Origin of the sequence: Streptomyces sp. NPDC020681, from assembly GCF_044334895.1 — a bacterium.
Taxonomy (GTDB): Bacteria; Actinomycetota; Actinomycetes; order Streptomycetales; family Streptomycetaceae; genus Streptomyces.
In genome coordinates this window covers 88,014-110,504 of sequence record NZ_JBIRTX010000021.1, presented here as the reverse complement: position 1 = coordinate 110,504, position 22,491 = coordinate 88,014, and the positions used below count along the sequence as shown (strand labels likewise).

Here is a 22,491-nt window from a genome sequence, read left to right as displayed (position 1 = left end):
CTCGTCGTCCCGTTCGCCGGGACTCCGCGGAACGCTGGAAATTTCCCGCATTTGGAGGCCCAGCCATGCTGTTATGGATTCTTCTTCTCCTACTGATTCTGCTCGGGTTCGGCATCCCGATGCTGATCCTGTGGTACGCCGCGGTCCTGCTCCTGGCCATCTGGATCCTCAGCTTCGCCGTCCGCGGCGGTAGCCGATCCGCCCACGGCCACCAGTGAAAGCCGACGTCAGGAGGCTCGTCCGGGCCAGGTCAGCGGACCGGCAGCGCGAAGCGCAGGATGCGCCCGCAAATCGAGTCGGCACGGTCGTTTAGGCCTCCAGCGTTGTCTGCCGGGCTCGGACTCGTCTGCACCACCGGTCCATGATTCGCACGAATGCTTGACCCTTAGCAGGGAAGACGACCGATAGCGGCGCAGCCACCGGAATCACGTGTGGTTCGCCGTCCAATGGCAGGAGAAGTCAGATGCTGGCATTCGCGGCGGCCGTGCTCTTCGTCATCGCCTTCATCATTCACGTAACCGAGACGTCGACCGAGGTGATCTTCAGCCAGACGAGCCTCATGCTTGTCGGGCTTGCCCTCCTCGCTGTGCACTCGGGCGGCGTGGGGTCTGGATGGTCCCCCAGGGGCCGCGGACGTCGGCGCTGAGCGAGGATACGCCTTCAAGACTCGCTGTCCCTTCCACTCCCGCGATCACATTCCCGCAGACATCTGCGCGATGTCGGTGACGCTCCCGTCATGCGAAGCCACCTCCTCGGATGTTCCGCAGACTGCCGTGCCCGGGCGGCCGTCGTCGGCCGCACTTCGTGCCGGCTGTCCAAGTACCGTGCAATGCAACGCATATGCACACCCGCACCTCGTCTTGGCACCGTCCAGGCTCTGAGAATGGGCAGCTTCAGGCCGCCCTCTTGGACCGGCTGAGGACTAAGCTGCTGTGTGGACGTCCTAGACCCCGGCGGCCTGTGGTTTCCCAACACAGATGGCTGCGGGGAGCGGATCTTCCGTCCGGTCACCCGGCGCATCCCCTGGAGGGAACTGGGGCCCCCTGTCCTAGTGCACAGGCTGTTGGACGGCCCTCGCTCTGCCTCCGCCGAAAGTACACCCCCTGCCGGGAGCGCGTCACGAGGAGCCGGGAGTCCGGCACCGCCGCATCCGCTGCCCGGGATGGTCTTCTGAACCGAGGCGTTATGCCCATCCCGCAGCTGAACGTCTACCGGCACGACAGAGGGAGCCGGGCGTTGCTCACCCTGGCCGGTGAGATCGACCTCGACACGGCCCCGATAGTGCGCGAATCGCTGGAGAAGTGCCTGAGCGACGGCATCCGCACCATCGACGTCGACCTCACGACTGTCACCTTCTGCGACTGCAGCGGCCTCAACACTCTCCTCCACGCGTCACAACAGACCGCCGCAGCCGGTGGGTCCCTCCAACTGCACTACCCGCCGCCGCTGGTGGCTCGGCTCGTCGACCTCACCGGCTCCGGTTTCCTCCTCCTCGGCCTCCCATTCGGACATCTGGAGCCGCCAATGCGGGACGCCCCCGCCGCAACCGCTACAGCCCCGCCGCAGCTGCTTGCTCCCCTCGCCTGCCCTCTCGGGCGGTGTGCTGTGATGGCCTGGTCCCGGCAGAGGCAACCGCGGAACCATCATGGTCCCGATACGTCTGCCACGGATGCGGTGCGTCTGCGCCGGCTGAACCGCTGGCAGGCAGAGGACCTGTGTGAGGAACTGGCGGATCTGTACGTGGAGTCCTCGGACCTGAGGCCCAGTGAGGGGTACCGCAGCCGCAGCCGGGAAGAGTTCCTGCACCGCCTCAGTGGCGACATCCGGCGGCCGGGATTCGCCATGGTGATCGCGGAATCGACTGCCTTGGTGGGATGTGCCTTCGGATTCCGCGTGAGGAGCGACGACTTGGGTGGCTCGGGTTCGACGGGGCACTGCCACGCAGCATCGAGCAACTCACCGAGTCCGACAATGTCTTCGCTATCAACAAGATCTTGGTCGCTGCGCACGCGCAGGACGATGACATCGCCCGCCGACTGCAGCAGCGGCTGCTGACCGACCACCAGGCGTCGCTCGGTGCCACCCTGGTCGATCAGGCCGACCATCCGTCCCTCGCTTCCCTGCGGTCCTGGGGCTGGCGAGACATCGGAGAGGTCTGGAAGCCGGCCGGCCCCACCGTGTTCCGCGCACTGGTTCTTCCTCTCGGGGAATGAACGACCTGGAGACTGAACGGACTTGCTCGCCATGCCTGGACCCGGTGGCCCGGGTGATGCCGAAAGGCCGGCCGGCGCGGATCCGGGTGCTGGTGGCCAAGCAGGCAGCCCGACGTGGCGCCCGGGTCGGCGTGGTGGATGTGTGCACCGCGGCCGTGGCCGCGATGCCGGTCGGCGGGGCCGGGTGTCGGGCAAGCGTCCTCTCACCCCCCGCGTGTTCGCCACCACTGCGGGTACTCGGCCCGCATGGCACACTTCCACGCGCGGCTTCTCGAACGCGTCGCCTCGGCTCACCCCATGCTGCTGTGGCTGGCCGGGGCGGCCGCCATGGGCCTGTCCGGCAACCGCAGCGCGCGTCGCGCGGCCCTGCGCGGCACCAGCTCAGTGGTCCTCGCCTCCGCCGCGATCAACATCGCCGCACAGTCACTCTCCACCGACTCGGTGCCGTCCATCCACCGGCTACTCCGACAGCCCATCACCAGGGCGTTCCCGTCGGGGCATGCGGCCTCCGCCGCCGCGTTCGCTACCGCCCTCACCCTGGAGTCGCCCTGGTTGGGAGCTGTCGTTGCGACACGGGATGGAGTCGAGCATGCCGGAGGCTTTCACGCCTGAACCAACGTTGCTTCCTATGACGTGCAATGGCCTCGCCCACACCGGGCTATACGACATCCGCTCACGGGCGAAATCCTGCCCGGCCTCAACTTAGTGTTTCAGAAGGGCGGGAGTCGAGTTCGCGACAGTGGCGGCCCGCCCGGAGATCTCCGGGCGGGCCGCCACCGCGGCAGTTACACGCGGCTGCGGTCAGCCACGCGGGTGCTGGTAGTAGGAGCCCAGACGCTCGTGGTAGTCCGGGTCTCCCAGGTGCTTTTCCTTGTTGAACTCCGGCGCGTCCTTGATCTCGTCCTTCGTCCGGGACACGTACACCTTCTGCTCGGACGCGTCCACGCGCTCGATGACGCCGGCCGGAAGCAGTACGTCCTTGCCGAAGATCCACACACCGGTGTCGACCACAATGTAGGCCGAGCCGACCTCGTCGGAATGCCTGTCGATCTTTCCAATGCTGCCGTCAGTGGCTTCTACCTTGAAGCCGACCAGGCTATTTCCTGCGTTGTGGCCGGCGGCCGGAGCGTACCCCCAGAAATCACTCACGAAATTCCCCTCCTCACATCTCACCAGAACAGAAGGGCAGATACCTTTCCCCGCCCTGCCGCCGACCGAGTGCCCCCATCGCATGTCACCAAACATCCCGAACGAGCCTCGAACGCCTGGAACTCGGCACCGCGCGGATTCCCCACTCCGGAGCGACAGCCAGGCCGCGAGCAGCCACCGGCGGTCCGCCGCCTGAAGGCGGCGCAAGGCACGGCGCCAGGACTATCACTGATGTTCGCCGTCCCGGCGGTCCTGGCGATTCCAGCGGCCCCGGCGCTGTCGGCTGTAGCGGCGGTCCCAGCGGTCCTGACGATCCCGGTAGTCCCCCTACACGCCGTAGTCAGAATCGCCGCCGCGGCCCCCGCGTCCGTACCCACCGCGGCCGTAGTGAACGGCCCCGAAGATCAGCACAGCCGCCGCCACCCACCAGAGGGGATTGAGGAAGCCGAGGCCGACCAGGGCCAGAATGAGAATGAGAAACAAGGCAGACACTGCGGCCTCCCGCGGCGGAATACGTCATCACTGCCGGGGACCGGGGCCTCACTGAACAGGGTAGTCCTGTCGAAGGGTTGCGGAAAGCGGCCCCCGTCGACTTGTACTGCTTTGCGTAGACGCCTACTTGAGGCCCGCTCAGGCGATGCGGTCAGGTCTGGCGGTGCCCCTTTTGCGGCCCCGCACGACACGGCTGCACCGATCTTGCTGCGGCGAGAGAACAGTCCCGAACGTCAACACAGACAACCCTCACTCAGCGTTGAGGGCCTGGCTGGTTGAACCAGGCCGGGACGATGGGTACATGCGTGGAGGGCTGGGCGGAGATCCGTCGGCTCTAGCGGGCCGAGGAACTGCCGATCCGGGCGATCACGAGGAAGTTGGGGATCTCGCGGAGCACGGCCCATCGGGCGGTGTCCCCCGACGGGCCGGAGTGACAGGGGGCGCTCACGCCGCGTTCCGTACGCATCATCCGTCTCCACGGGGTTCGACGGGCTGGGAATGAGCGCCAGGACGGCAGCGAGTACATCCGGTTCGGGCAGTACCCGGCCCTCTTGTCGCCCGCGGTGGCCCGTTTGATCGCCCAGCAGGCCACGCCCCGTGGCTTCTGCCTCCGCCGTTGATCTTTGAGCGCCTAGCCATCCTGCGCGTCGAGGGTCTAGCTTGGAATTCAAGCCCGAGCCCCCGGCGATCCTGACCATCTGGCCGCAGCGGGGGTGCAGACATGGCGCACGGCACGCGGGATCGCGCCACCGTGAACGTTGCGCGGCCTGGCAGCGGACTCCCCAACGGCCCCTCCAAAAGGCCCATCTACCCACTGGCACTCTCGCAATGCCGGCTTCGGCTCGCAGGCATGACAACCGTGGAGGCGAGGCTGAGCCGCTGCTGCGCAATGCGTCGCACGCCCCTCGTTTGACGGAGGCCCCTGCAGTACCCAACGGCGAAGGCAGTGACGTGACCAGCTTCACGCAGTCGACAGGAACGTTCGTACCGCCGACCGCAACAAGTCCCTCGGCTCAGGCTCCTTCGTTCACCAGGTCGCTTCCAAGGATCAAGGACGTGGCGAAGATCGCACCGCGCGATGCACGGGCGCTGTCGAAGCTGTTCTTCGAACAGCTTCAGTTTCTGGAAGAAGGCACGCACGAGTACCAGTACGCCCGCAACACACTCATCGAGATGAACCAGACCCTGGTCCGGTTCGCCGCCAGCCGGTTCCGTAACCGCGGCAGTGGCGAGATGGACGACATCGTCCAGGTGGGCACCATCGGACTGATCAAAGCGATCGACCGGTTCGACCTGTCACGCGGCGTCGAGTTCAGCTCCTTTGCCATCCCTTGCATCGTGGGGGAGATCAAGCGGTACTTCCGTGACACCACTTGGGCCGTACATGTTCCGCGTCGACTGCAGGAACTGCGTATCGATCTGGCCAGGGCCAAGGAGGAACTCGAGAGCGACCTCGGCCGCGAGCCCACCGTCAGGGAACTCGCCGCGCAGTTACAGCTAAGCGTGGAAGAGATCACCGACGGGCTGGTCGCCGCCAATGGCTACACCGCCGACTCCCTCGACCCGCCCCGCAATACAAGCGACGGTCTCGTCTACCAGCGCAGTCGCACGTACGTGGACACCGTCGGGGGCTGCGACCCCGCCATCGAACTAGTGGAAGACTTTCACGCCCTCGCCTCCCTGCTGGCCCACCTCGGCGAACGCGATCGCCGCATCATCCAACTGCGCTTCGGCCAGGAAATGACCCAGTCCGAGATCGGCCACGAACTCGGCTGCTCACAAATGCACATCTCGCGCCTGCTCACCCGCATCCTGGCCCACCTCCGCACTGGCATGCTCACCGACCACTAGGCGATGGGGGCGTCGGCCACACGGGGGAAGGGGCAAGCCCCTGACCGCTTCAGCAAGGACATCGGTACGGCGCTGGCCCCAAGGAGCAGACGAGGGTGGCCACCAGTGATCAGTTCCGCAATGACGGAGATCCTGCGGCTCCTGTATGCAGAGGCCAGGCCTCAGCTCTCCGATGATTGCGCCGGCGTCCTTGGGATGGATCACCTGGCGCTATCTCTGTCCGTCGCGGGTCACGCCACGGAGCAGTTGTGGTCTTCCGGCAAGACAAGCTCGGTCTTCGAAGACCTACAGTTCACGCTGGGCGAAGGACCGGGCCCGGACGCCGTCCGCACAGGCCTGCTCGTTCTGGCTCACGACGTTTCCGCGGTGGGGGCCGGCAGATGGCCCACTTTGCTCCCCGCCATGGCGCACCTGCCGATCGAGGCCATGTTCTGCCTTCCCTTGTCCCTCGGCGGCATCACCGTCGGGGTCCTGACCGCTCTGCGCTCCACCCCGGGGCCCATGACCGGACAGGAGACGGACGACGCCCTGGGCCTGGCGGCGACACTCACACTTCAGTTCCTCGGCGGTGACGGCGCACAGCTCGATTCCTGGGTCGATGAGCAGCCCAACGGCGAACTGCACCGCGCAGTCGTTCACCAAGCGACCGGCATGCTCAGTGTCCAGCTCAACACTTCACTCGGCCAGGCGCTGCTGCGGCTTCGCGCCTATGCCTACAGCCACGACAGGTCCATCATCGATATCGCCGAGGACATCGTGTCTCGACGCCTTCGTCTGGACGCCGACAGACCCGAATCCGATGCACCAGACGAGACGAGGAGATGACTTCCATGTCCCGCGAACAGCAAGTGTCAGCGGTCTTCGTGCAAGTTGCGGACTCACTGATCGATGACTTCGACCTCATCGAGTTCCTTGAGCAGCTGTGCGCACACTGCGTCACCCTGCTCGATGTCTCAGCCGCCGGCATCCTTCTGGCCAACGAGAAGGACACCATGCAGACCATCGCGGCCTCCGACGAGGCAACACACCTGCTGGAACTCTTCGCTCTCCAGCACAACCAAGGCCCCTGCCTGGAGTGCTACCGAAGCGGCACGGCACGCACCAACATTGATCTGAACAGCCCCACTGCCACCGGCGCCTGGCCCGCCTTCGCCGCCCGCGCACGCCGGAGCAGCCTCCGCACCAGCCACGTCTTCCCGCTCCGCCTGCGCAGCCGCGCGGTAGGGGCGTTGAACGTGTTCCACACCAGCCTGCAACCACTGAGCCCGCAAGACGCCTCCCTCGCCCAGGCTCTCGCCGACGTCGCCACCATCGCCCTCCTGCAACAACGCGACCTTGACCAAGAACAAGCAGAGAAGGCCCAGCTACAACGCGCCCTGGCCACACGCATTCTCATCGAACAAGCAAAAGGCATCCTCGCCGAACGCTGGAACACCAACCCGGACACCGCCTTCACCACCCTGCGCACCTACGCCCGCGCCCACCAGCTACGCATCTCGGACTGCGCACGCCAAATCATCGACCAAACCCTCAACACCAGCGACATCCCACACCCGTAGAAACCGAGAAGCCACTCGGCATGGCCGGCCGCTTTGGCCAAGCCTCCCTCGCCCGCACAGCGACGGGGCATCGTAGACCGCCCCGCCCTGCCTCACGTCGACCTGCGGGCGCGCGAGTTGATCGCCGACGAAGGACCAAATCCATCTCCGGCTGGCGAGGCGCATGGCGACGTGCTGACAATTGCTCGGCCGGTGACTGCGAGAGACCGCAATGCCCGGAGGCAGCGGCCCGAATGGCCGTCCGCCTGCGTTGCACACCAACACCTCCAGCTCTGTCGGCGACGGCTGAAAAGTGGACCAGTAGCGACGATCATGCGAATCCATCTTAGAACCCAAGCGCCGGAACTGGGTCACGATTCAAGCGTCGCCGACACAGCTCTGGGAACACGATTTCGCGGCTGGGCGCCGAACTGCCAGGCATCGCCTCGGACGTGGTCAAGCGTCCACCAGGCGCTCGGCCATACGCGGGGCGGCAGGTCTCGGAGGCCGGGCTACGGTTGCTGCACGACGCTCTGGCAGGGGTGGCGGGAGCTGCGGGCATCTGGTGACTGCGGACGAGTCGGTTCTCTCGCAGGACGGCACCCTGGAGTCGGCGTAAGGAAACGGCCATTGCGGCGGTGCTGACGCCGGCGCCAGGATCACGAGCGCCTGCCTGCTGGCCGACCGTGCCTGCACTGCGCCACTTCGAACTCATTCATCGATGCCTGCGTCAAGCGAACTCGCTGGGATGAGGACGAAGTCGTCCGAGGACGCAGGACGCGTTACGGGCCTGTTCCCGTGTGCTTTCGCGCCTTCGGGCAGCGACTTGGTCGTGACTGAACAAGAGTCGGTGGTGGCAAGCCCACCGATGGCCACCGCCACTGGCCAACAGCGCCGTGCGCCTCTGAGACAACTTGCAGCCGTCGGCTAAAACGCGTCGCGGTCAGGCGGAATCGCCTGGACAGCTTGGAGGATCCTGTCCCAAGTACACTCCGATGACCCGGCAGGTCCCGCCACGGGACACCCGTGCGGATCCGGAACAGGATCCCATTGATCACCTTCCGGTGATCGCTCCAACGCCCACCCGTCGCCCGGATTTCGGCAGATGCAGCGCAAGTCGCGCCCACTCGTCGTTTGTCAGATCGCCCCGCCACACGACCAGAACAATGGGCCCAACGCGAGACGGATCACATGATCCGCCGGACAGGCCATTAAGCCCTGTCCGCCGCAAGCCAGGCCGGCATGGTCAACAACCTCAACGACGCCCTCGCCTGGGGCATCTTCCCCCTCCTCTTCGCCACCCACGGCCTGTCCATCGCCCAGATCGGCATCCTCGCCGCCCTCTACCCAGTCATGTGGGGCGCCGGACAGATGCTCACCGGCTGGTGATCCGACCACATCGGCCGCAAACACCTCATCACCGCAGGGATGCTGCTCCGGGCAGGTCGACGGCATGGTCGCGAAGCTCGCCACGTCCCGGTACCGGCCCCGCCCTTTCCGGGTCGTGGTCTGTTGACTGCACCGCTACCCAGTCTCCACGATCACTGACTCCAGACCCAACGGGACGCAGTCGCGATGCTGTCGGGACGGGCTCTGGACGAACCGATTTCAGTTCGGACCGCTTCAGGCCCAGCACCCTCGCCGGCTCCCGCTTGCGTACCAGTGCCGAGACGAGCAGCCCCGCGAAGGTGATCTTGCTCTCCAACACCTCAGGACGGCCAAAGGGCACTCGCCAGAACACCCCAGACCGAGCACACGAGGCGGGGTCGCGGACCGCTACCCCCCGGGTCCCCTGTACGTCCCCTCGATCTTGAATTCAAGCTCGACAGAGGCAGCCGAGCCAGCCAACAGCGACCTTGATCGCTCACATAACCCCAGGTCAGAGAAGCCCTTTATCCCCCGAGCAACATGAAAAACAGCATGCTCCAAAGACGTGAGCAGCGGATTCTCTCCGTTGAGCCCTACTTCGCGTACAAACGCTCCAGGAAGAACGTTTCCGCAGGTCAGGGCACTACTGTGGTGGGGCGGGTGGGACTCGAACCCACGGCCGACGGATTATGAGTCCGCTGCTCTAACCGGCTGAGCTACCGCCCCTAACGGCGCGTCGCGCACAAATGTGCGCGCCGTCTGCCGCAGCATAGCCGCTCATACGATCTCCTGCCTCGGATGGTCGGCAACGCGCAATCATGAGGACTGCGCTGCCCCTTGCCCGGTTCCAGGAGTCGTTGGATCTTCCGATGGATCTTCTCAGAGCATCATCGGGAACATACGAAAAAGGACCCCCATGGGGTCCTGTTCCGGTATCGGCTCCCCCGGCTGGACTCGAACCAGCAACCCTCCGGTTAACAGCCGAATGCTCTGCCAATTGAGCTACAGGGGATCGCGCTCCCCCGACTGGACTCGAACCAGTAACCTGCCGGTTAACAGCCGGCTGCTCTGCCAATTGAGCTACAGGGGATTGCTGCGTGTGCACCGAACTACCTACTCCGGGGCGTCCCGGAGGGCGTGCGCCCGCTGCGACACATACATTAGCGCAAGCAGGGGGGTGCTCCGCCAATCGGTATGACCCCGGGTGATCACGGGCAGCGACGGGTAGGCGGGCAGCACCGACGCAAGGGAAGGGTGGAGCCATGCGGTACAAGCTCACGTTCGTCGTCGGACTGGCCCTCGGCTACGTGATCGGCACTCGTGCCGGGCGCGAGCGCTACGAGCAGCTGAAGAAGTCCGTACGCGAGTTCTCCCAGAATCCAGCGGTGCGCAACGCCGCCGAGTCGGCCGCGCACAACAGCCGCGAGGCGGCCGGCAAGGCCTTCCACGCCGTGAGCGACAAGGTCGGCGACCGGGTCCCCGACTCGGTGGCCGAGCGTGTGCGGTCCCTGCGGGAGCGGACCGCGAGCGGCGAGGACGACTGGGGAACCACCAACACGTGACGCCGACACCTCCCACGTGCGGCAGAATCTTGTGTCATGGGGATAGTCGCCGGGTTGGACAGTTCGTCTGCATTCACGCGCATCGTCGTCTGTGACGCGGACACGGGTGCCGTGCTGCGCCAGGGGTACGCGCCGCACCCCGGCGAGCCCAAGGCCATCGAGATCGACCCGCAGGCCTGGCTGCTCTCGCTCGGCGAGGCGGCGGCCGGCGGGCTGCTCGAAGGTGTGCAGGCCATCGGCGTCTCCGCACAGCAGCACGGTCTCGTGGCACTGGACCGGCAGGGCTCACTCGTACGGCCCGCGCTGCTCGGCAACGACAAGCGGGCGCAGGTCGCCGCCGCCGATCTGATCGACGCGCTCGGTGGGCGCCAGGCCTGGGCCGAGGCCGTCGGCTCGGTGCCGGGGGCCGCGCAGCCGGTGGCGAAGATGCGCTGGATGGCGCGGTCCGAGCCCGAGCTGGCGCAGCGCGTGGCGATGGTGATGCAGCCGCACGACTGGCTGGTGTGGCAGCTGCTCGGCCGGCCGCCCCGCAGGACCACGGACCGCGGCGGCGCTTCCGGCACCGGATTCTGGTCGGCGGGCACCGGCTCGTACCGGCACGATCTGGTCGAGCTGGCGCTCGGGCACCAGTGCGCGCTGCCCGAGGTGCTCGGCCCTGCCGAGGCCGCGGGAACCACTCCGGAGGGGCTGCTGATCTCCGCCGGCACCGGCGAGACGATGGCCGCGGCGTTCGGGCTCGGCGTCGGGATCGGCGACGCGGTGGTCTCGCTCGGGGCCTCCGGCTCCGTGATGGCCGTGCACCACGGGGCGCTGGCCGATCCGAGCGGAATGATTACGTCGTACGCCGATGCCACGGGGATGCATCTGCCGGTGGTGCACACGCTCAACGCCGTACGGGTGCTGCGAGGTACTGCGGAGCTGCTGGGGCTGGACGACCTCGACGAGCTGTCCGCGCTGGCGATGAAGTCGACGCCCGGTTCGTCCGGGCTTGTTCTGCTGCCGTATCTGGAGGGCGAGCGGACCCCGCAACTGCCGCACACCGCCGGAACGCTGAGCGGTATGCGCCGTGAGTCGATGAAGCCCGAGCATCTGGCGCGAGCCGCCTTCGAGGGAATGCTCTGCTCGCTCGCCGACGCGATGGACGTGCTGCGCGGCCGTGGTGTCGAGGTGCGCAGGGTGTTTCTGCTGGGTGCGGCCGCCGGACTGCCCGCCGTGCAGTCCGCGGCCCCCGGCATCTTCGGCGCGCAGGTCGTGGTGCCGCAGCCCGCCGACTACGCGGCACTCGGCGCGGCCCGGCAGGCATCCTGGGCGCTCGGCGTCTCGCAGGGCACCCTCTCGCCCGCGAATCCGCCGGCCTGGCAGGGCGCTGCGGTGCAGCTGTTCGAGGCGGGCGAGGAGCTGGCGGTGGGTCAGGCGGTGCGCCAGCAGTACATCGCGACGCGGGATCAGCTCCACCCGGGAGCGTTCGGCGCGACATCTTGACCGCGCTTTGAATTAATCCCTTGGGGTTCCGGGGGTGGAGTGTCGGAAGATGGAGTGAACCCCCGATCTTGCCGACGAGAGACAGCGCGTGCTGATACGACTGCTGCGGACCTTTCTGAGCCCGTACCAAAAACCCATCACCCTGTTGGTGGCGCTGCAGTTGCTGCAGACCAGCGCCACCCTCTATCTGCCCACCCTCAACGCCGACATCATCGACAACGGTGTCGTGCAGGGTGACACGGGCTACATACTCCGGCTCGGCGTGCTGATGATCGCCGTCAGCCTCGTCCAGGTCGTGTGCAACATCGGCGCGGTCTACTACGGCGCGCGCACCGCGTCCGCGCTCGGCCGCGATGTCCGGGCGGCCGTCTTCGCGCGCGTGCAGAGCTTCTCCGCGCGCGAGGTCGGGCACTTCGGGGCGCCGTCGCTGATCACGCGGACCACCAATGACGTCCAGCAGGTGCAGATGCTGGTGCTGATGGCGTTCACGCTGATGGTGTCCGCGCCCATCATGTGCGTCGGCGGCATCGTCATGGCGCTCGGCCAGGATGTGCCGCTGTCCGCGGTGCTGCTGGCGGTGGTGCCGGTGCTCGGCATCGCGGTGTCGCTGATCGTGAAGCGGATGCGGCCGCTGTTCCGGACCATGCAGGAGCGCCTCGACACGGTGAACCGGGTGCTGCGGGAGCAGATCACCGGCAACCGCGTGATCCGTGCCTTCGTACGCGACGACTACGAGAAGCAGCGGTTCCGCGGGGCCAACACCGAGCTCACCGATGTCTCGCTGGCCACCGGCCGGCTGATGGCGCTGATGTTCCCGACCGTGCTGACGGTGGTGAACGTGTCGTCCGTCGCCGTGGTGTGGTTCGGCGCGCACCGGGTCGACAGCGGCGCGATCCAGATCGGGGCGCTGACCGCGTTCCTCGCGTATCTGATGCAGATCGTGATGGCCGTGATGATGGCCACCTTCATGTTCATGATGGTGCCGCGCGCCGAGGTCTGTGCCGAGCGGATCGAGGAGGTGCTGGGCACGGATTCGAGCGTGGTGCCGCCGGCCGAGCCCGTACGGAAACTGCTCCGGCACGGCCATCTGGAGGTACGGGACGTGGAGTTCCGCTATCCGGGGGCCGAGGAATCGGTACTGCGCGATGTGGGCCTGGTGGCCAGGCCCGGCGAGACGACCGCGATCATCGGGTCGACCGGCAGCGGGAAGTCGACACTGCTCGGCCTGGTGCCGCGGCTGATGGACGCGACGGGCGGCGAGGTGCTCGTCGACGGAGTGGATGTGCGCGAGCTCGACCCGGCGCTGATGGCGCGGACGGTGTCCCTCGTGCCGCAGAAGCCGTATCTCTTCTCCGGCACCGTGGCCACCAATCTGCGGTACGGAAAGCCGGACGCGAGCGAGGAAGAACTGTGGGAGGCGCTGGAGGTGGCGCAGGCCGCCGACTTCGTACGCGATCTCGACGGCGGGCTGAACGCGCCGATCGCGCAGGGCGGCACCAATGTCTCCGGCGGGCAGCGGCAGCGGCTGGCCATCGCGCGAACGCTGGTGCAGCGCCCGGAGATCTATCTGTTCGACGACTCCTTCTCGGCGCTGGACTACGCGACGGACGCCGCGCTGCGCGCGGCGCTGGCCCGCGAGACCGCCGAGGCGACCGTGGTGATCGTCGCCCAGCGGGTGTCCACCATCCGTGAAGCCGACCGGATCGTGGTCCTGGACGAGGGGCGGGTCGTGGGGACGGGAAGCCACCACGAGCTGATGGCGGGCAACGAGACCTACCGAGAGATCGTGCTCTCGCAGCTGACGGAGGCTGAGGCCGCATGAGCGGGCCGGGTGGACGCATGATGATGGGCCCGGTCGAGAGGTCCATGGACTTCAAGGGCTCGGGCAAGCGGCTGCTGAAACGGCTCGCGCCGGAGCGGGTGACGCTCTGGGTGATGCTCGCGGCTGGTGTGGCGAGCGTGGCGTTCTCGGTGGTCGGGCCGCTGGTGCTGGGCCGGGCGACCGACCTGGTCTTCGCCGGGGTCGTCGGCCGGGAGATGGAGTCGGGCACCACCAAGGACCAGGCGATCGACGGCCTGCGCGAGCGGGACCAGGGCGGACTCGCCGACATGCTGTCCGGCGTGGACTTCACGCCGGGTCACGGCATCGACTTCGACGCCGTGGGCCGGGTGCTGCTGGTGGCGCTCGTGCTCTATGTGGCCTCCGGGCTGCTGGCGCTGGTGTCGACGCGGATGTCGATCCGGGTGATCAACCGGACCATGTTCCGGATGCGCAAGGACGTGCAGGACAAGCTGTCGCGGCTGCCGCTCTCGTACTTCGACCGGGCCAAGCGCGGCGAGGTGCTCAGCCGCGCGACCAACGACATCGACAACATCTCGCAGACCCTGCAGCAGTCGATGGGCCAGCTGATCAACTCGCTGCTGACCATCGTGGCCGTGCTGGCGATGATGTTCTGGATCTCGCCGCTGCTGGCGCTGGTCGCGCTGGTGACCGTGCCGGTGTCGGTGTTCGTGGCGACAAAGATCGGCAAGCGCTCGCAGCCGCACTTCGTGCAGCAGTGGAAGTCGACCGGAAAGCTCAACGCCCATGTCGAGGAGATGTACACCGGCCATGCGCTGGTGAAGGTCTTCGGGCGGCAGGCCGAGTCGGCGCAGGACTTCGCCGAGCAGAACGAGGCGCTGTACGAGGCCGGTTTCAAGGCCCAGTTCAACAGCGGGGTCATGCAGCCGCTGATGTTCTTCGTCTCCAACCTCAACTATGTGCTGGTGGCGGTCGTCGGCGGGCTGCGGGTCGCGTCCGGTTCGCTGTCGATCGGCGATGTGCAGGCGTTCATCCAGTACTCCCGGCAGTTCTCGATGCCGCTGACGCAGGTCGCCTCGATGGCGAACCTGGTGCAGTCGGGCGTCGCGTCCGCCGAGCGGGTCTTCGAACTCCTCGACGCGGAGGAGCAGGAGGCGGACGCCCCGCCGGCGGAGAGCGCCGGGCGGCCGCGCGGACAGGTCTCGCTGGAGAAGGTCGCCTTCCGCTACGACCCGGACAGGCCGCTCATCGAGGACCTGTCGCTGAGCGTGGAGCCGGGCCACACGGTCGCGATCGTCGGCCCGACCGGCGCGGGCAAGACGACGCTGGTCAATCTGCTGATGCGGTTCTACGAGGTCACGGGCGGCCGGATCACGCTGGACGGCGTCGACGTCGCGAAGATGTCGCGCGAGGAACTGCGGTCCGGGATAGGGATGGTGCTCCAGGACACCTGGCTGTTCGGCGGCACGATCGCGGACAACATCGCGTACGGGTCGTCCCGTTCGGTGACGCGCGAGGAGATCGAGGAGGCGGCGCGGGCCGCGCACGCCGACCGGTTCATCCGTACGCTGCCCGACGGCTACGACACGGTGATCGACGACGAGGGCGCGGGCGTCAGCGCCGGCGAGAAGCAGCTGATCACCATCGCCCGGGCGTTCCTGTCGGACCCGGTGATCCTGGTGCTCGACGAGGCGACCAGCTCGGTCGACACCCGTACCGAGGTGCTGATCCAGAAGGCGATGGCGCGACTGGCCCACGGGCGCACGAGCTTTGTGATCGCGCACCGGCTCTCCACCATCCGGGACGCGGATGTGATCCTGGTGATGGAGAACGGCGCGATCGTGGAACAGGGCACGCACGAGGAGCTGTTGGCGGCGGACGGCGCGTACGCGCGGCTGTACACGGCGCAGTTCGCCCAGGCGGTCGTAGAAGTGGAGTAGCCCGCGGGCTCCCCCTAGTCCAGGTAGCCGCGGAGTTGGTCGGCGAAGGCGTGGTCGCGCAGTTTGTTGAGGGTCTTGGATTCGATCTGGCGGATGCGTTCCCGCGTCACGCCGAAGATCCGGCCTATCTCCTCGAGCGTGCGCGGCCTGCCGTCGACCAGTCCGTACCGCAGCTGGACCACCTTGCGTTCGCGTTCGCCGAGCGTGGAAAGCACCGCCTCCAGATGCTCGCGGAGCAGCAGGAACGCGGCGGACTCGACCGGAGACGCCGCGTCGCCGTCCTCGATCAGGTCGCCGAGCGCGACATCGTCCTCCTCGCCCACCGGCGCGTGCAGCGACACCGGCTCCTGGGCGAGCCGCAGCACCTCGCTGACCCGCTCGGGCGGCAGATCCAGCTGGGCGGCGACCTCCGCGGGCGTCGGTTCGTAGCCGCGCTCCTGGAGCATCCGGCGCTGGACCCGTACGACACGGTTGATCAGCTCGACGACATGGACGGGCACCCGGATCGTGCGCGCCTGGTCCGCCAGCGCCCGGGACATGGCCTGGCGGATCCACCAGGTCGCGTAGGTCGAGAACTTGTAGCCGCGGGCGTAGTCGAACTTCTCGACGGCCCTGATCAGACCGAGGTTTCCCTCCTGCACCAGGTCGAGCATGGTCAGTCCGCGGCCGACATATCGCTTGGCGACGGAGACCACGAGCCGCAGATTCGCCTCGATCAGCCGGCGCTTGGCCATCCGGCCCATCACAACCAGCTTGTCCAGGTCGACGGCGAGCTGGGAGTCGTCGATGTCGGGGGTGTTGGCGAGCCGCTCCTCGGCAAACAGACCTGCTTCGACCCGGCGGGCGAGCTCCACCTCCTCGACCGCCGTGAGCAGCGGAATCCTGCCGATCTCCCGCAGATACTGGCGGAACAGGTCGGAAGAGGGCCCGCCGCTCTCGATACGGCCGGCGGCCCGGGGTTCCGGTGGGTCGGGTACTTCCACTGCTTCCTCGACGACGGTCTCCGGGACCGTCTCGGGCACGGTCTCGGGGTGGTGTAGGGACCGGCTCTGCGCGGGGACCTGCGCGGAGACGGCCGCGACAGCCTCTGTCTCGGTCAGGGTCTGGGTCTGCACGGGGGCGACCTCCAGGGTGATCGCTGCCGGATCGGGGGCGTGCGGCAGCGGGACGGGGGCGGCCGGGCCGCTTTCCGTCCCGTACACGATGAGCGGATCCGCGGGTGTGTCTGGCCCACTGTCGGTGGACCGGCCGCGCTCCGAGGACTCAGGCACCGCACCCAGTGTGGGGTACGACACATCACTGCCACGAGGGGCGTGCGGCTACTTTTTGAGGCCGGTGCGTGACCGGGTGGTTACCGAAGCGTGGTTCGACGCGGTCTACAGGGCGTCGGCACCACGGTCGCGCAGGGCCTGCGCGTACTGCTGGAGCACCCAGACCTCGTTCTGCGCGGCAGCCAGTTGTTCGGCGGACACGTTGCTGCCGAGACGGGTGAGACTGCCCTGAACCTCGCTGATCCGGCGGTCCACGGCCCGCACCCGGACCTGAACGAGCTGCATGCCGGCATACGTCTCGTCGATGGACTTGCCGTGGAAGACCTCGACGGCGAGCTCGGTGACGAGATTGCGCACGGTGTCGTTGGGCGCCGCGTCGAGAACCTTGGCCAGGTACTCCCGCTCTTCCGCACGGCCCTGCTCGGCGCCGCCCGCCTGCTCGACGCAGTGGCGCACGGCGGCATAGGGCGCGGCCGTGAACTCGTCCACGCCGTACGCGTCGAAGGCCGGTGACACCAGCTCGGGCCGTTGCAGAGCGAGCTTCAGCAGCTCCCGTTCGGTGCGGGCGGCCGGGCTGCGCAGATTGAGCGGCGGTCCGGAGCCGACCCGGGCCGGAGATTCCGGCAACGGGGCCGAGCGGCGCTGCTGCGGGGCCGCTCCGCCCCGGTCGCGGGCCCAGCGCGCGAGCTGGGCGACGCGCTTGACGACGAACTGTGTGTCCAGGATGCCGAGCATGCCCGCGAGCTGCACCGCGACCTCGTGCTGCGCGCCGGTGTTCTTGATGCGGGCGACGACGGGCGCCGCCTCGTCGAGCGCCGTCGCCCGGCCCGCGGGAGTCTCGAGGTCGTAGCGGGCGACGATCTGGCGCAGCGCGAACTCGAAGAGCGGAGTACGAGGCTCGACCAGTTCGGCGACCGCGTCGTCGCCCTTGGCGAGGCGCAGCTCGCAGGGGTCCATCCCGTCGGGGGCGACGGCGATGTATGTCTCGGCGGCGAACTTCTGGTCGTCCTCGAAGGCTCGCAGCGCGGCTTTCTGGCCGGCCGCGTCACCGTCGAAGGTGAAGATGACCCGGGCGCTGCCGTTGTCCATCAACAGCCGCCGCAGGATCTTGATGTGGTCGCCGCCGAAGGCCGTGCCGCAGGTCGCGATGGCGGTGGTGACGCCCGCGAGATGGCAGGCCATCACATCCGTGTAGCCCTCGACGACCACCGCTCGGCTGGTCTTCGCGATCTCCTTCTTGGCGAGATCGATGCCGTACAGCATCTGGGACTTCTTGTAGATGCCGGTCTCAGGGGTGTTGAGGTACTTCGGACCGTTGTCGCTCTCGTACAGCTTGCGCGCGCCGAAGCCGACGACATCGCCGGAGATGTCGCGGATCGGCCACATCAGGCGGCCGCGGAACCGGTCGATGGGCCCGCGGCGGCCTTCCTGCGAGAGGCCGGAGAGGATCAGCTCCTTGTCGCTGAAGCCCTTGCCGCGCAGAAAGCGGGTGAGATGGTCCCAGCCCTGCGGGCTGTAGCCGACGCTGAAGTGCTGGGCCGCCGACTGGTCGAAGCCTCGCTCGGCGAGGAACTTGCGGCCCGTCTCGGCCTCGGCGCTCGACTCCAGCTGCTCGATGTAGAACTGCGCGGCGATCTTGTGCGCCTCGACCAGGCGGATGCGTTCGCCGCGCTGATGGCTGGGGTTGTACCCGCCCTCCTCGTAGCGCAGCGTGATGCCCGCCGTGGCGGCGAGCCGCTCGACCGTCTCCGAGAAGGTGAGATGGTCGATCTTCATCACGAACGCAATGGTGTCGCCGCCCTCCTGGCAGCCGAAGCAGTGGAACAGCCCCTTGCTCGGACTGACCTGGAAGGAAGGCGACTTCTCGTCGTGGAACGGGCAGAGCCCCTTGAGGTTTCCGCCACCGGCGCTGCGCAGCTGGAGGTACTCGGACACGACGGCGTCGATCGGGACCGCGTCCCGAACCGCCTTCACGTCGTCATCGTTGATCCTGCCTGCCACGCGTGAAGTCTACGGTGGCGCGCGGACACTCTCGCCGGTCTCCCGTCGGCTCGTGGTCCGTTCAGTCGGTGAGGGATGTGAGGGGTACGGAAGGGTCGCCGAGGGCCTCGCGGTCCACGGGCGCGCCGGAGCGGATCAGGTCCTGGATCGGTGTGGTGACGTCCCACACGTTCACGTTCATCCCGGCGAGCACCCGGCTCTCCTTCAGCCAGAAGGCGATGAACTGCCGCTTTCCGACGTCTCCGCGCAGCACCACCTCGTCGTACGAGCCGGGCGGCGCCCAGCCCGAGTACTCCAGGCCCAGGTCGTACTGGTCGGAGAAGAAGTACGGGATGCGGTCGTAGCTGACCTCCTGGCCGAGCATCGAGCGCGCGGCCGCCGGGCCGCCGTTGAGGGCGTTCGCCCAGTGCTCGACGCGCAGCCGGGCGTCGAGGAGCGGATGCTGCGCGGCCGCGATGTCGCCCGCCGCGTAGATGTCCGGGTCGGAGGTGCGCAGAGCCGCGTCGACGGCGACGCCGCCGCCGTGCGCCCGGTCCGCCATCGTGAGGCCGGCGGCCTCGGCGAGCGCGGTGCGCGGGGCCGCGCCGATCGCCGCGAGGACGGCGTGCGCCGGATGCTCCTGGCCGTCGTCGGTACGGGCCGCCAGCACCACGCCGTCCTGGCCGGTGATCTCGGTGAGCCGGCCGCCGAAGTGGAAGCGGACGCCGTGCTCGCCGTGCAGTTCGGTGAAGACCTGGCCGAGCTCGGGGCCGATGACCTGGTACAGCGGGGTGGGTTCCGGTTCGACGACGGTGACCTCGGCGCCGTAGCCGCGGGCGGCGGACGCGACCTCCAGGCCGATCCAGCCCGCGCCGGCGATGACCAGATGGCCGTTGTCGCGGCCGAGGGCGGTGAGGACCTGACGCAGCCGGTCGGCGTGGGCGAGGCGGCGCAGATGGTGGACGCCGGCCAGCTCGGTGCCGGGAATGTCGAGACGCCTGGGCTCCGCGCCGGTGGCCAGCAGCAGCTTGTCGTAGTGGAGGACGGTGCCGTCACCGAGCCGTACGGACTTGGCGTCGCGGTCGACGGCGACGACCGTCTGGCCCAGATGCAGCTCGACGTCGGCCTGTGCGTACCAGCCGGGCTCGTGGACGAAGACGCTGTCGCGCTCCTCCTTGCCGGAGAGATAGCCCTTGGAGAGCGGCGGTCGCTCATAGGGGTGGTCGCGTTCGTCACCGATCAGGATCACGCGCCCCGTGAACCCTTCCGCACGGAGGGTTTCGGCGGCCTTGGCCCCGGCAAGACCACCGCCGACGATGACGAACGTCCGATGTGCGTCGACCACTTGATGCCTCCTCTTTGCTTTACGCTGCACAGCCTTCAGCGAGCGTCCCGCACGGAGCGTGATGGCGGAAGAGGGAGTGGCCCTGGGCGTGTCATCCCGGACACGCCGCAGCGGCTTCTCCCGGCGGTTCAGCGTCGGGCTGTGAGCTGGGCGTGCAGGGTGCGGGCCGAGTCGTCCGTGAGAGATGCGAGCTGGTCGACGATCACCCTGCCACGCGCCCGGTCGTCCTCGGCGGCGTCGAAGAGGGCGCGGAACTGCGGATCGAGGGTCTCGGGTGCGCGGGCGGTGACGGCCTCGGCCAGCTCGGCGAGCACAATGCGCTGGTCCGCGCGCAGGGCTTCCTGTTCGGCGCGCTGCATCACATAGCGGTCGGCGACCGCCTTGAGGACGGCGCACTCGTTGCGCGTGGCGCGCGGGACGACCAGCTCGGCCGCGTACCGGGTGAGCCGTCCGGAGCCGTACGCCTGCCGGGTCGCGCCTTCGGCGGCGAGACAGAAACGGCCGATGAGCTGGCTGGTCGCGTCCTTGAGGCGGGCCTGTGCGACGGCCGATCCGTCGTAGTGGTGCGGCCACCACTCCTGGCCGATCAGGCGGTCCAGGGCCTCGGCCAGCTCCTCGGGATCGGTGTCCGACGGTACGTACCGTCCGATGGCCACCTGCCAGATGTCGCTGCGCTCCGGCTCGGAGAGCAGCATGTTGGGGTCGACATGGCCGGCGTGCAGACCGTCCTCGAAGTCGTGCACCGAGTACGCCACATCGTCGGACCAGTCCATGACCTGTGCCTCGAAGCACTTGCGGTGCTCGGGCGCGCCCTCGCGGACCCAGGCGAAGACCGGCAGGTCGTCCTCGTACACGCCGAACTTCACGGAGCCGGGGTCCGTCGGATGGCCGCCCCGGGACCAGGGGTATTTGGTGGCGGCGTCCAGCGTGGCGCGGGTGAGGTTGAGGCCGACGCTGACCAGGTCGCCGCTGTGTTCGTCGGCGACGAAGCGCTTGGGCTCGATACGGGTCAGCAGTCGCAGCGACTGCGCGTTGCCCTCGAAGCCGCCGCAGTCCTTCGCGAAGTCGTTGAGCGCCTGCTCGCCGTTGTGCCCGAACGGCGGATGGCCCATGTCGTGGGCCAGACAGGCGGCCTCGACGAGATCGGCGTCGCAGCCGAGCGCCGCGCCCAGTTCCCGGCCGACCTGGGCGCATTCGAGTGAGTGGGTGAGCCGGGTGCGCGGGCTGGCGTCCCAGGCCTGGTTACGGGTCCCGGGCGTGACCACCTGGGTCTTGCCGGCGAGGCGGCGCAGCGCGGAGGAGTGCAGCACCCGCCCGCGGTCGCGCTGAAAGGCGGTGCGGCCCTGGCGCTTGTCCGGCTCGGGTGCGAAGCGGGCGGTCGCCGTTTCGTCGTACGCGTCGTCGTGGAGCCCGTACGCGCGGTCGGAGACGCCGTGCGCGTTCTCGCGTGTGGCGCCTGGTCCCTCGTCGGGTGCGCCGGGGCCGGACGGAGTGGTGCTGGTGGTGCCTGCCATGCACCGAAGGTAACCGGAGCCCGGGATTCGCGGGTGACCAGGTGAGCTAGGCCGTGGCGAGTTCGCGCCGTCCGGTGGCGTACGAGGGGCTCAGGGCCTCGTCGTAGCGCTGGAGCAGCAGCCGGGCCAGGGCCGGGTGCGTGCCGAGCGGTGCGGCGGCGATCCACGGCGAGGCCGCCGCGCTGCGGGTGGCGAACAGGCCCGGCGAGGCGAAATAGGAGGCGACCGCGATGCGGTGACGGCCGCGGGCGGTCAGCGCGCGCACCGCCGCGGGAACGGTGGGCGATGCGGCGGAGGCGTACGCGGCGACGACGGGCACACCGCCGAGGCGCTCACTGAGCAGCTCCGCCGTGCGCCGGACGTCTGCCGCGGAGTCGGGGTCGCGCGATCCGGCGGCGGCCAGCACGACTCCGGCGCTGCGGCTGGTGCCGTCCTCGGCGCGCCAGCCGGCCTCGGTGAGCCGGGAGCGGAGCGCCTCCACGAGGAGCGGGTGCGGGCCGAGCGGCGCGGCGATGCGTATGTCCGCGCCGGGGACTGCGGCGGCGGCCTCCGGCAGATCGTGCTTGATGTGGAAGCCGCGGCTGAGGAGCAGCGGCACGAGGACGGCGCGGGGCCCCTCGAGTGCTGCCAGGGTGTCGGTCAGCAGCGGCTCGTTCAGCTCGATGTGGCCGAGGCGGACGTCGAGGCCCGGACGCAGCTCCCGCACCCGGTCGAGCAGCCCGGTGACGGTGCGCAGGGCACGCGGGTCGCGGCTGCCGTGGGCGACGGCGACGAGGGTGGGCCGGTCTGTCATACGCCTGGGGGTTCCGTTCAGGGAGACATGACTGAGTTGGGTGCCGAGCTGGTCGGTGATCCGCCAGAGCAGCTGAGCGGTCGTGTCGAGGGGCAGGGACTCACGTGGGTGTGCTGCCGACTCCGTCATGAACAGATACTGACGGGCTCAGGTTGCAGGGCCGTTGCGTGGCGGTGACGGGTGTTTTCCACC

21 protein-coding genes, 3 tRNA genes and 1 pseudogene are annotated in these 22,491 nt (G+C 68.3%); 14 read left to right on the top strand and 11 right to left on the bottom strand.

The window, feature by feature from the left end:
* Window positions 1–65: 65 nt before the first annotated feature.
* The 5 genes from ACH4YL_RS34085 (at window position 66) to ACH4YL_RS34065 (ending at window position 2,825) form a co-directional block, all read left to right on the top strand.
* Window positions 66–218 carry a hydrophobic protein gene (locus tag ACH4YL_RS34085; RefSeq protein ID WP_398511378.1) on the top strand — a complete coding sequence of 51 codons (153 nt, stop codon included), beginning with the start codon at window positions 66–68 and terminating at the stop codon, window positions 216–218.
* A gap of 245 nt (window positions 219–463) precedes the next feature.
* Window positions 464–646: a hypothetical protein gene (locus ACH4YL_RS34080; protein ID WP_398511377.1), complete on the top strand. Its 183-nt coding sequence runs from the start codon at window positions 464–466 to the stop codon at window positions 644–646.
* A gap of 110 nt (window positions 647–756) precedes the next feature.
* The gene (locus tag ACH4YL_RS34075) at window positions 757–2,055 is read left to right on the top strand and encodes an STAS domain-containing protein (RefSeq protein ID WP_398511376.1); all 1,299 of its coding nucleotides are present in this window, start codon (window positions 757–759) and stop codon (window positions 2,053–2,055) included.
* Window positions 1,947–2,213: a hypothetical protein gene (locus tag ACH4YL_RS34070; RefSeq protein WP_398511405.1), complete on the top strand. Its 267-nt coding sequence runs from the start codon at window positions 1,947–1,949 to the stop codon at window positions 2,211–2,213. The genes ACH4YL_RS34075 and ACH4YL_RS34070 overlap by 109 nt, the downstream gene beginning before the upstream one ends.
* 246 nt (window positions 2,214–2,459) lie before the next feature.
* A complete protein-coding gene (locus tag ACH4YL_RS34065; RefSeq protein WP_398511375.1) occupies window positions 2,460–2,825 on the top strand; it encodes a hypothetical protein in 366 nt (121 codons plus the stop codon).
* A gap of 189 nt (window positions 2,826–3,014) precedes the next feature.
* Here ACH4YL_RS34065 and ACH4YL_RS34060 read toward each other — a convergent pair whose 3' ends face one another.
* Both ACH4YL_RS34060 and ACH4YL_RS34055 read right to left on the bottom strand, forming a co-directional pair.
* Entirely contained in the window at window positions 3,015–3,362 is a 348-nt protein-coding gene (locus ACH4YL_RS34060; protein WP_398511374.1) for a PRC-barrel domain-containing protein, read from the bottom strand.
* A gap of 327 nt (window positions 3,363–3,689) precedes the next feature.
* Complete coding sequence (locus tag ACH4YL_RS34055; RefSeq protein ID WP_398511373.1) at window positions 3,690–3,854, bottom strand: hydrophobic protein; 165 nt, start codon at window positions 3,852–3,854, stop codon at window positions 3,690–3,692.
* 350 nt (window positions 3,855–4,204) lie between these two features.
* Here ACH4YL_RS34055 and ACH4YL_RS34050 point away from each other — a divergent pair, with 350 nt between their 5' ends.
* From ACH4YL_RS34050 to ACH4YL_RS34035, 4 genes are all read left to right on the top strand, one after another.
* Window positions 4,205–4,288 carry a hypothetical protein gene (locus ACH4YL_RS34050; RefSeq protein ID WP_398511404.1) on the top strand — a complete coding sequence of 28 codons (84 nt, stop codon included), beginning with the start codon at window positions 4,205–4,207 and terminating at the stop codon, window positions 4,286–4,288.
* 517 nt (window positions 4,289–4,805) lie between these two features.
* Window positions 4,806–5,705: an RNA polymerase sigma factor SigF gene (locus ACH4YL_RS34045; RefSeq protein ID WP_398511372.1), complete on the top strand. Its 900-nt coding sequence runs from the start codon at window positions 4,806–4,808 to the stop codon at window positions 5,703–5,705.
* 120 nt (window positions 5,706–5,825) lie between these two features.
* Window positions 5,826–6,530: a GAF and ANTAR domain-containing protein gene (locus tag ACH4YL_RS34040; RefSeq protein ID WP_398511371.1), complete on the top strand. Its 705-nt coding sequence runs from the start codon at window positions 5,826–5,828 to the stop codon at window positions 6,528–6,530.
* Window positions 6,531–6,535: 5 nt separating this feature from the next.
* Window positions 6,536–7,264, top strand: a complete 729-nt coding sequence (locus tag ACH4YL_RS34035; RefSeq protein ID WP_398511370.1) for an ANTAR domain-containing protein — start codon at window positions 6,536–6,538, stop codon at window positions 7,262–7,264.
* A 980-nt stretch (window positions 7,265–8,244) separates the two neighbouring features.
* Here the strand turns inward: ACH4YL_RS34035 and ACH4YL_RS34030 are convergent.
* Window positions 8,245–8,399: pseudogene (locus ACH4YL_RS34030) on the bottom strand (transposase); the annotation flags it as partial.
* Window positions 8,400–8,485: 86 nt separating this feature from the next.
* Here ACH4YL_RS34030 and ACH4YL_RS34025 point away from each other — a divergent pair.
* Window positions 8,486–8,632 (top strand): hypothetical protein, encoded by a 147-nt coding sequence (locus ACH4YL_RS34025; protein WP_398511369.1) that lies wholly within the window; start codon window positions 8,486–8,488, stop codon window positions 8,630–8,632.
* A 628-nt stretch (window positions 8,633–9,260) separates the two neighbouring features.
* Here the strand turns inward: ACH4YL_RS34025 and ACH4YL_RS34020 are convergent.
* From ACH4YL_RS34020 to ACH4YL_RS34010, 3 genes are all read right to left on the bottom strand, one after another.
* Window positions 9,261–9,337: transfer RNA gene (locus tag ACH4YL_RS34020), tRNA-Ile, on the bottom strand.
* 213 nt (window positions 9,338–9,550) lie between these two features.
* Window positions 9,551–9,623 (bottom strand) — tRNA-Asn (locus ACH4YL_RS34015).
* Window positions 9,624–9,628: 5 nt separating this feature from the next.
* Window positions 9,629–9,701: transfer RNA gene (locus ACH4YL_RS34010), tRNA-Asn, on the bottom strand.
* A 172-nt stretch (window positions 9,702–9,873) separates the two neighbouring features.
* Between ACH4YL_RS34010 and ACH4YL_RS34005 the strand changes: the two genes are divergently transcribed.
* The 4 genes from ACH4YL_RS34005 (at window position 9,874) to ACH4YL_RS33990 (ending at window position 15,396) form a co-directional block, all read left to right on the top strand.
* Window positions 9,874–10,173 carry a YtxH domain-containing protein gene (locus ACH4YL_RS34005; RefSeq protein WP_398511368.1) on the top strand — a complete coding sequence of 100 codons (300 nt, stop codon included), beginning with the start codon at window positions 9,874–9,876 and terminating at the stop codon, window positions 10,171–10,173.
* A gap of 36 nt (window positions 10,174–10,209) precedes the next feature.
* Window positions 10,210–11,655, top strand: a complete 1,446-nt coding sequence (locus tag ACH4YL_RS34000; RefSeq protein WP_398511367.1) for an FGGY family carbohydrate kinase — start codon at window positions 10,210–10,212, stop codon at window positions 11,653–11,655.
* Window positions 11,656–11,743: 88 nt separating this feature from the next.
* Window positions 11,744–13,477: an ABC transporter ATP-binding protein gene (locus ACH4YL_RS33995; RefSeq protein ID WP_398511366.1), complete on the top strand. Its 1,734-nt coding sequence runs from the start codon at window positions 11,744–11,746 to the stop codon at window positions 13,475–13,477.
* Entirely contained in the window at window positions 13,474–15,396 is a 1,923-nt protein-coding gene (locus ACH4YL_RS33990) for an ABC transporter ATP-binding protein (protein ID WP_398511365.1), read from the top strand. The genes ACH4YL_RS33995 and ACH4YL_RS33990 overlap by 4 nt, the downstream gene beginning before the upstream one ends.
* A gap of 14 nt (window positions 15,397–15,410) precedes the next feature.
* On the opposite strand, the gene ACH4YL_RS33985 is transcribed toward ACH4YL_RS33990, so the two are convergent.
* From ACH4YL_RS33985 to ACH4YL_RS33965, 5 genes are all read right to left on the bottom strand, one after another.
* Window positions 15,411–16,667 carry an RNA polymerase sigma factor gene (locus ACH4YL_RS33985; protein WP_398511364.1) on the bottom strand — a complete coding sequence of 419 codons (1,257 nt, stop codon included), beginning with the start codon at window positions 16,665–16,667 and terminating at the stop codon, window positions 15,411–15,413.
* A gap of 105 nt (window positions 16,668–16,772) precedes the next feature.
* Window positions 16,773–18,668 (bottom strand): DNA primase, encoded by a 1,896-nt coding sequence (dnaG, locus tag ACH4YL_RS33980; protein WP_398511363.1) that lies wholly within the window; start codon window positions 18,666–18,668, stop codon window positions 16,773–16,775.
* A 61-nt stretch (window positions 18,669–18,729) separates the two neighbouring features.
* On the bottom strand, window positions 18,730–19,992 hold the full coding sequence (locus ACH4YL_RS33975) for an NAD(P)/FAD-dependent oxidoreductase (RefSeq protein WP_398511362.1): 1,263 nt from the start codon (window positions 19,990–19,992) through the stop codon (window positions 18,730–18,732).
* A gap of 128 nt (window positions 19,993–20,120) precedes the next feature.
* A complete protein-coding gene (locus ACH4YL_RS33970) occupies window positions 20,121–21,506 on the bottom strand; it encodes a deoxyguanosinetriphosphate triphosphohydrolase (protein WP_398511361.1) in 1,386 nt (461 codons plus the stop codon).
* 46 nt (window positions 21,507–21,552) lie between these two features.
* Window positions 21,553–22,428, bottom strand: coding sequence for a sirohydrochlorin chelatase (locus ACH4YL_RS33965; protein ID WP_398511360.1), 876 nt, complete (start codon window positions 22,426–22,428; stop codon window positions 21,553–21,555).
* Between the last annotated feature and the right edge of the window lie 63 nt (window positions 22,429–22,491).

Coding starts and splice junctions, on each gene's coding strand:
- ACH4YL_RS34080 (WP_398511377.1), top strand. CDS start 464: ATGCTGGCATTCGCGGCGGCCGTGCTCTTCGTCATCGCCTTCATCATT.
- ACH4YL_RS34065 (WP_398511375.1), top strand. CDS start 2,460: ATGGCACACTTCCACGCGCGGCTTCTCGAACGCGTCGCCTCGGCTCAC.
- ACH4YL_RS34000 (WP_398511367.1), top strand. CDS start 10,210: ATGGGGATAGTCGCCGGGTTGGACAGTTCGTCTGCATTCACGCGCATC.
- ACH4YL_RS34085 (WP_398511378.1), top strand. CDS start 66: ATGCTGTTATGGATTCTTCTTCTCCTACTGATTCTGCTCGGGTTCGGC.
- ACH4YL_RS34035 (WP_398511370.1), top strand. CDS start 6,536: ATGTCCCGCGAACAGCAAGTGTCAGCGGTCTTCGTGCAAGTTGCGGAC.
- ACH4YL_RS33990 (WP_398511365.1), top strand. CDS start 13,474: ATGAGCGGGCCGGGTGGACGCATGATGATGGGCCCGGTCGAGAGGTCC.
- ACH4YL_RS33965 (WP_398511360.1), bottom strand. CDS start 22,428: ATGACGGAGTCGGCAGCACACCCACGTGAGTCCCTGCCCCTCGACACG.
- ACH4YL_RS34005 (WP_398511368.1), top strand. CDS start 9,874: ATGCGGTACAAGCTCACGTTCGTCGTCGGACTGGCCCTCGGCTACGTG.
- ACH4YL_RS34040 (WP_398511371.1), top strand. CDS start 5,826: ATGACGGAGATCCTGCGGCTCCTGTATGCAGAGGCCAGGCCTCAGCTC.
- ACH4YL_RS33970 (WP_398511361.1), bottom strand. CDS start 21,506: ATGGCAGGCACCACCAGCACCACTCCGTCCGGCCCCGGCGCACCCGAC.
- ACH4YL_RS34025 (WP_398511369.1), top strand. CDS start 8,486: ATGGTCAACAACCTCAACGACGCCCTCGCCTGGGGCATCTTCCCCCTC.
- ACH4YL_RS34075 (WP_398511376.1), top strand. CDS start 757: ATGTTCCGCAGACTGCCGTGCCCGGGCGGCCGTCGTCGGCCGCACTTC.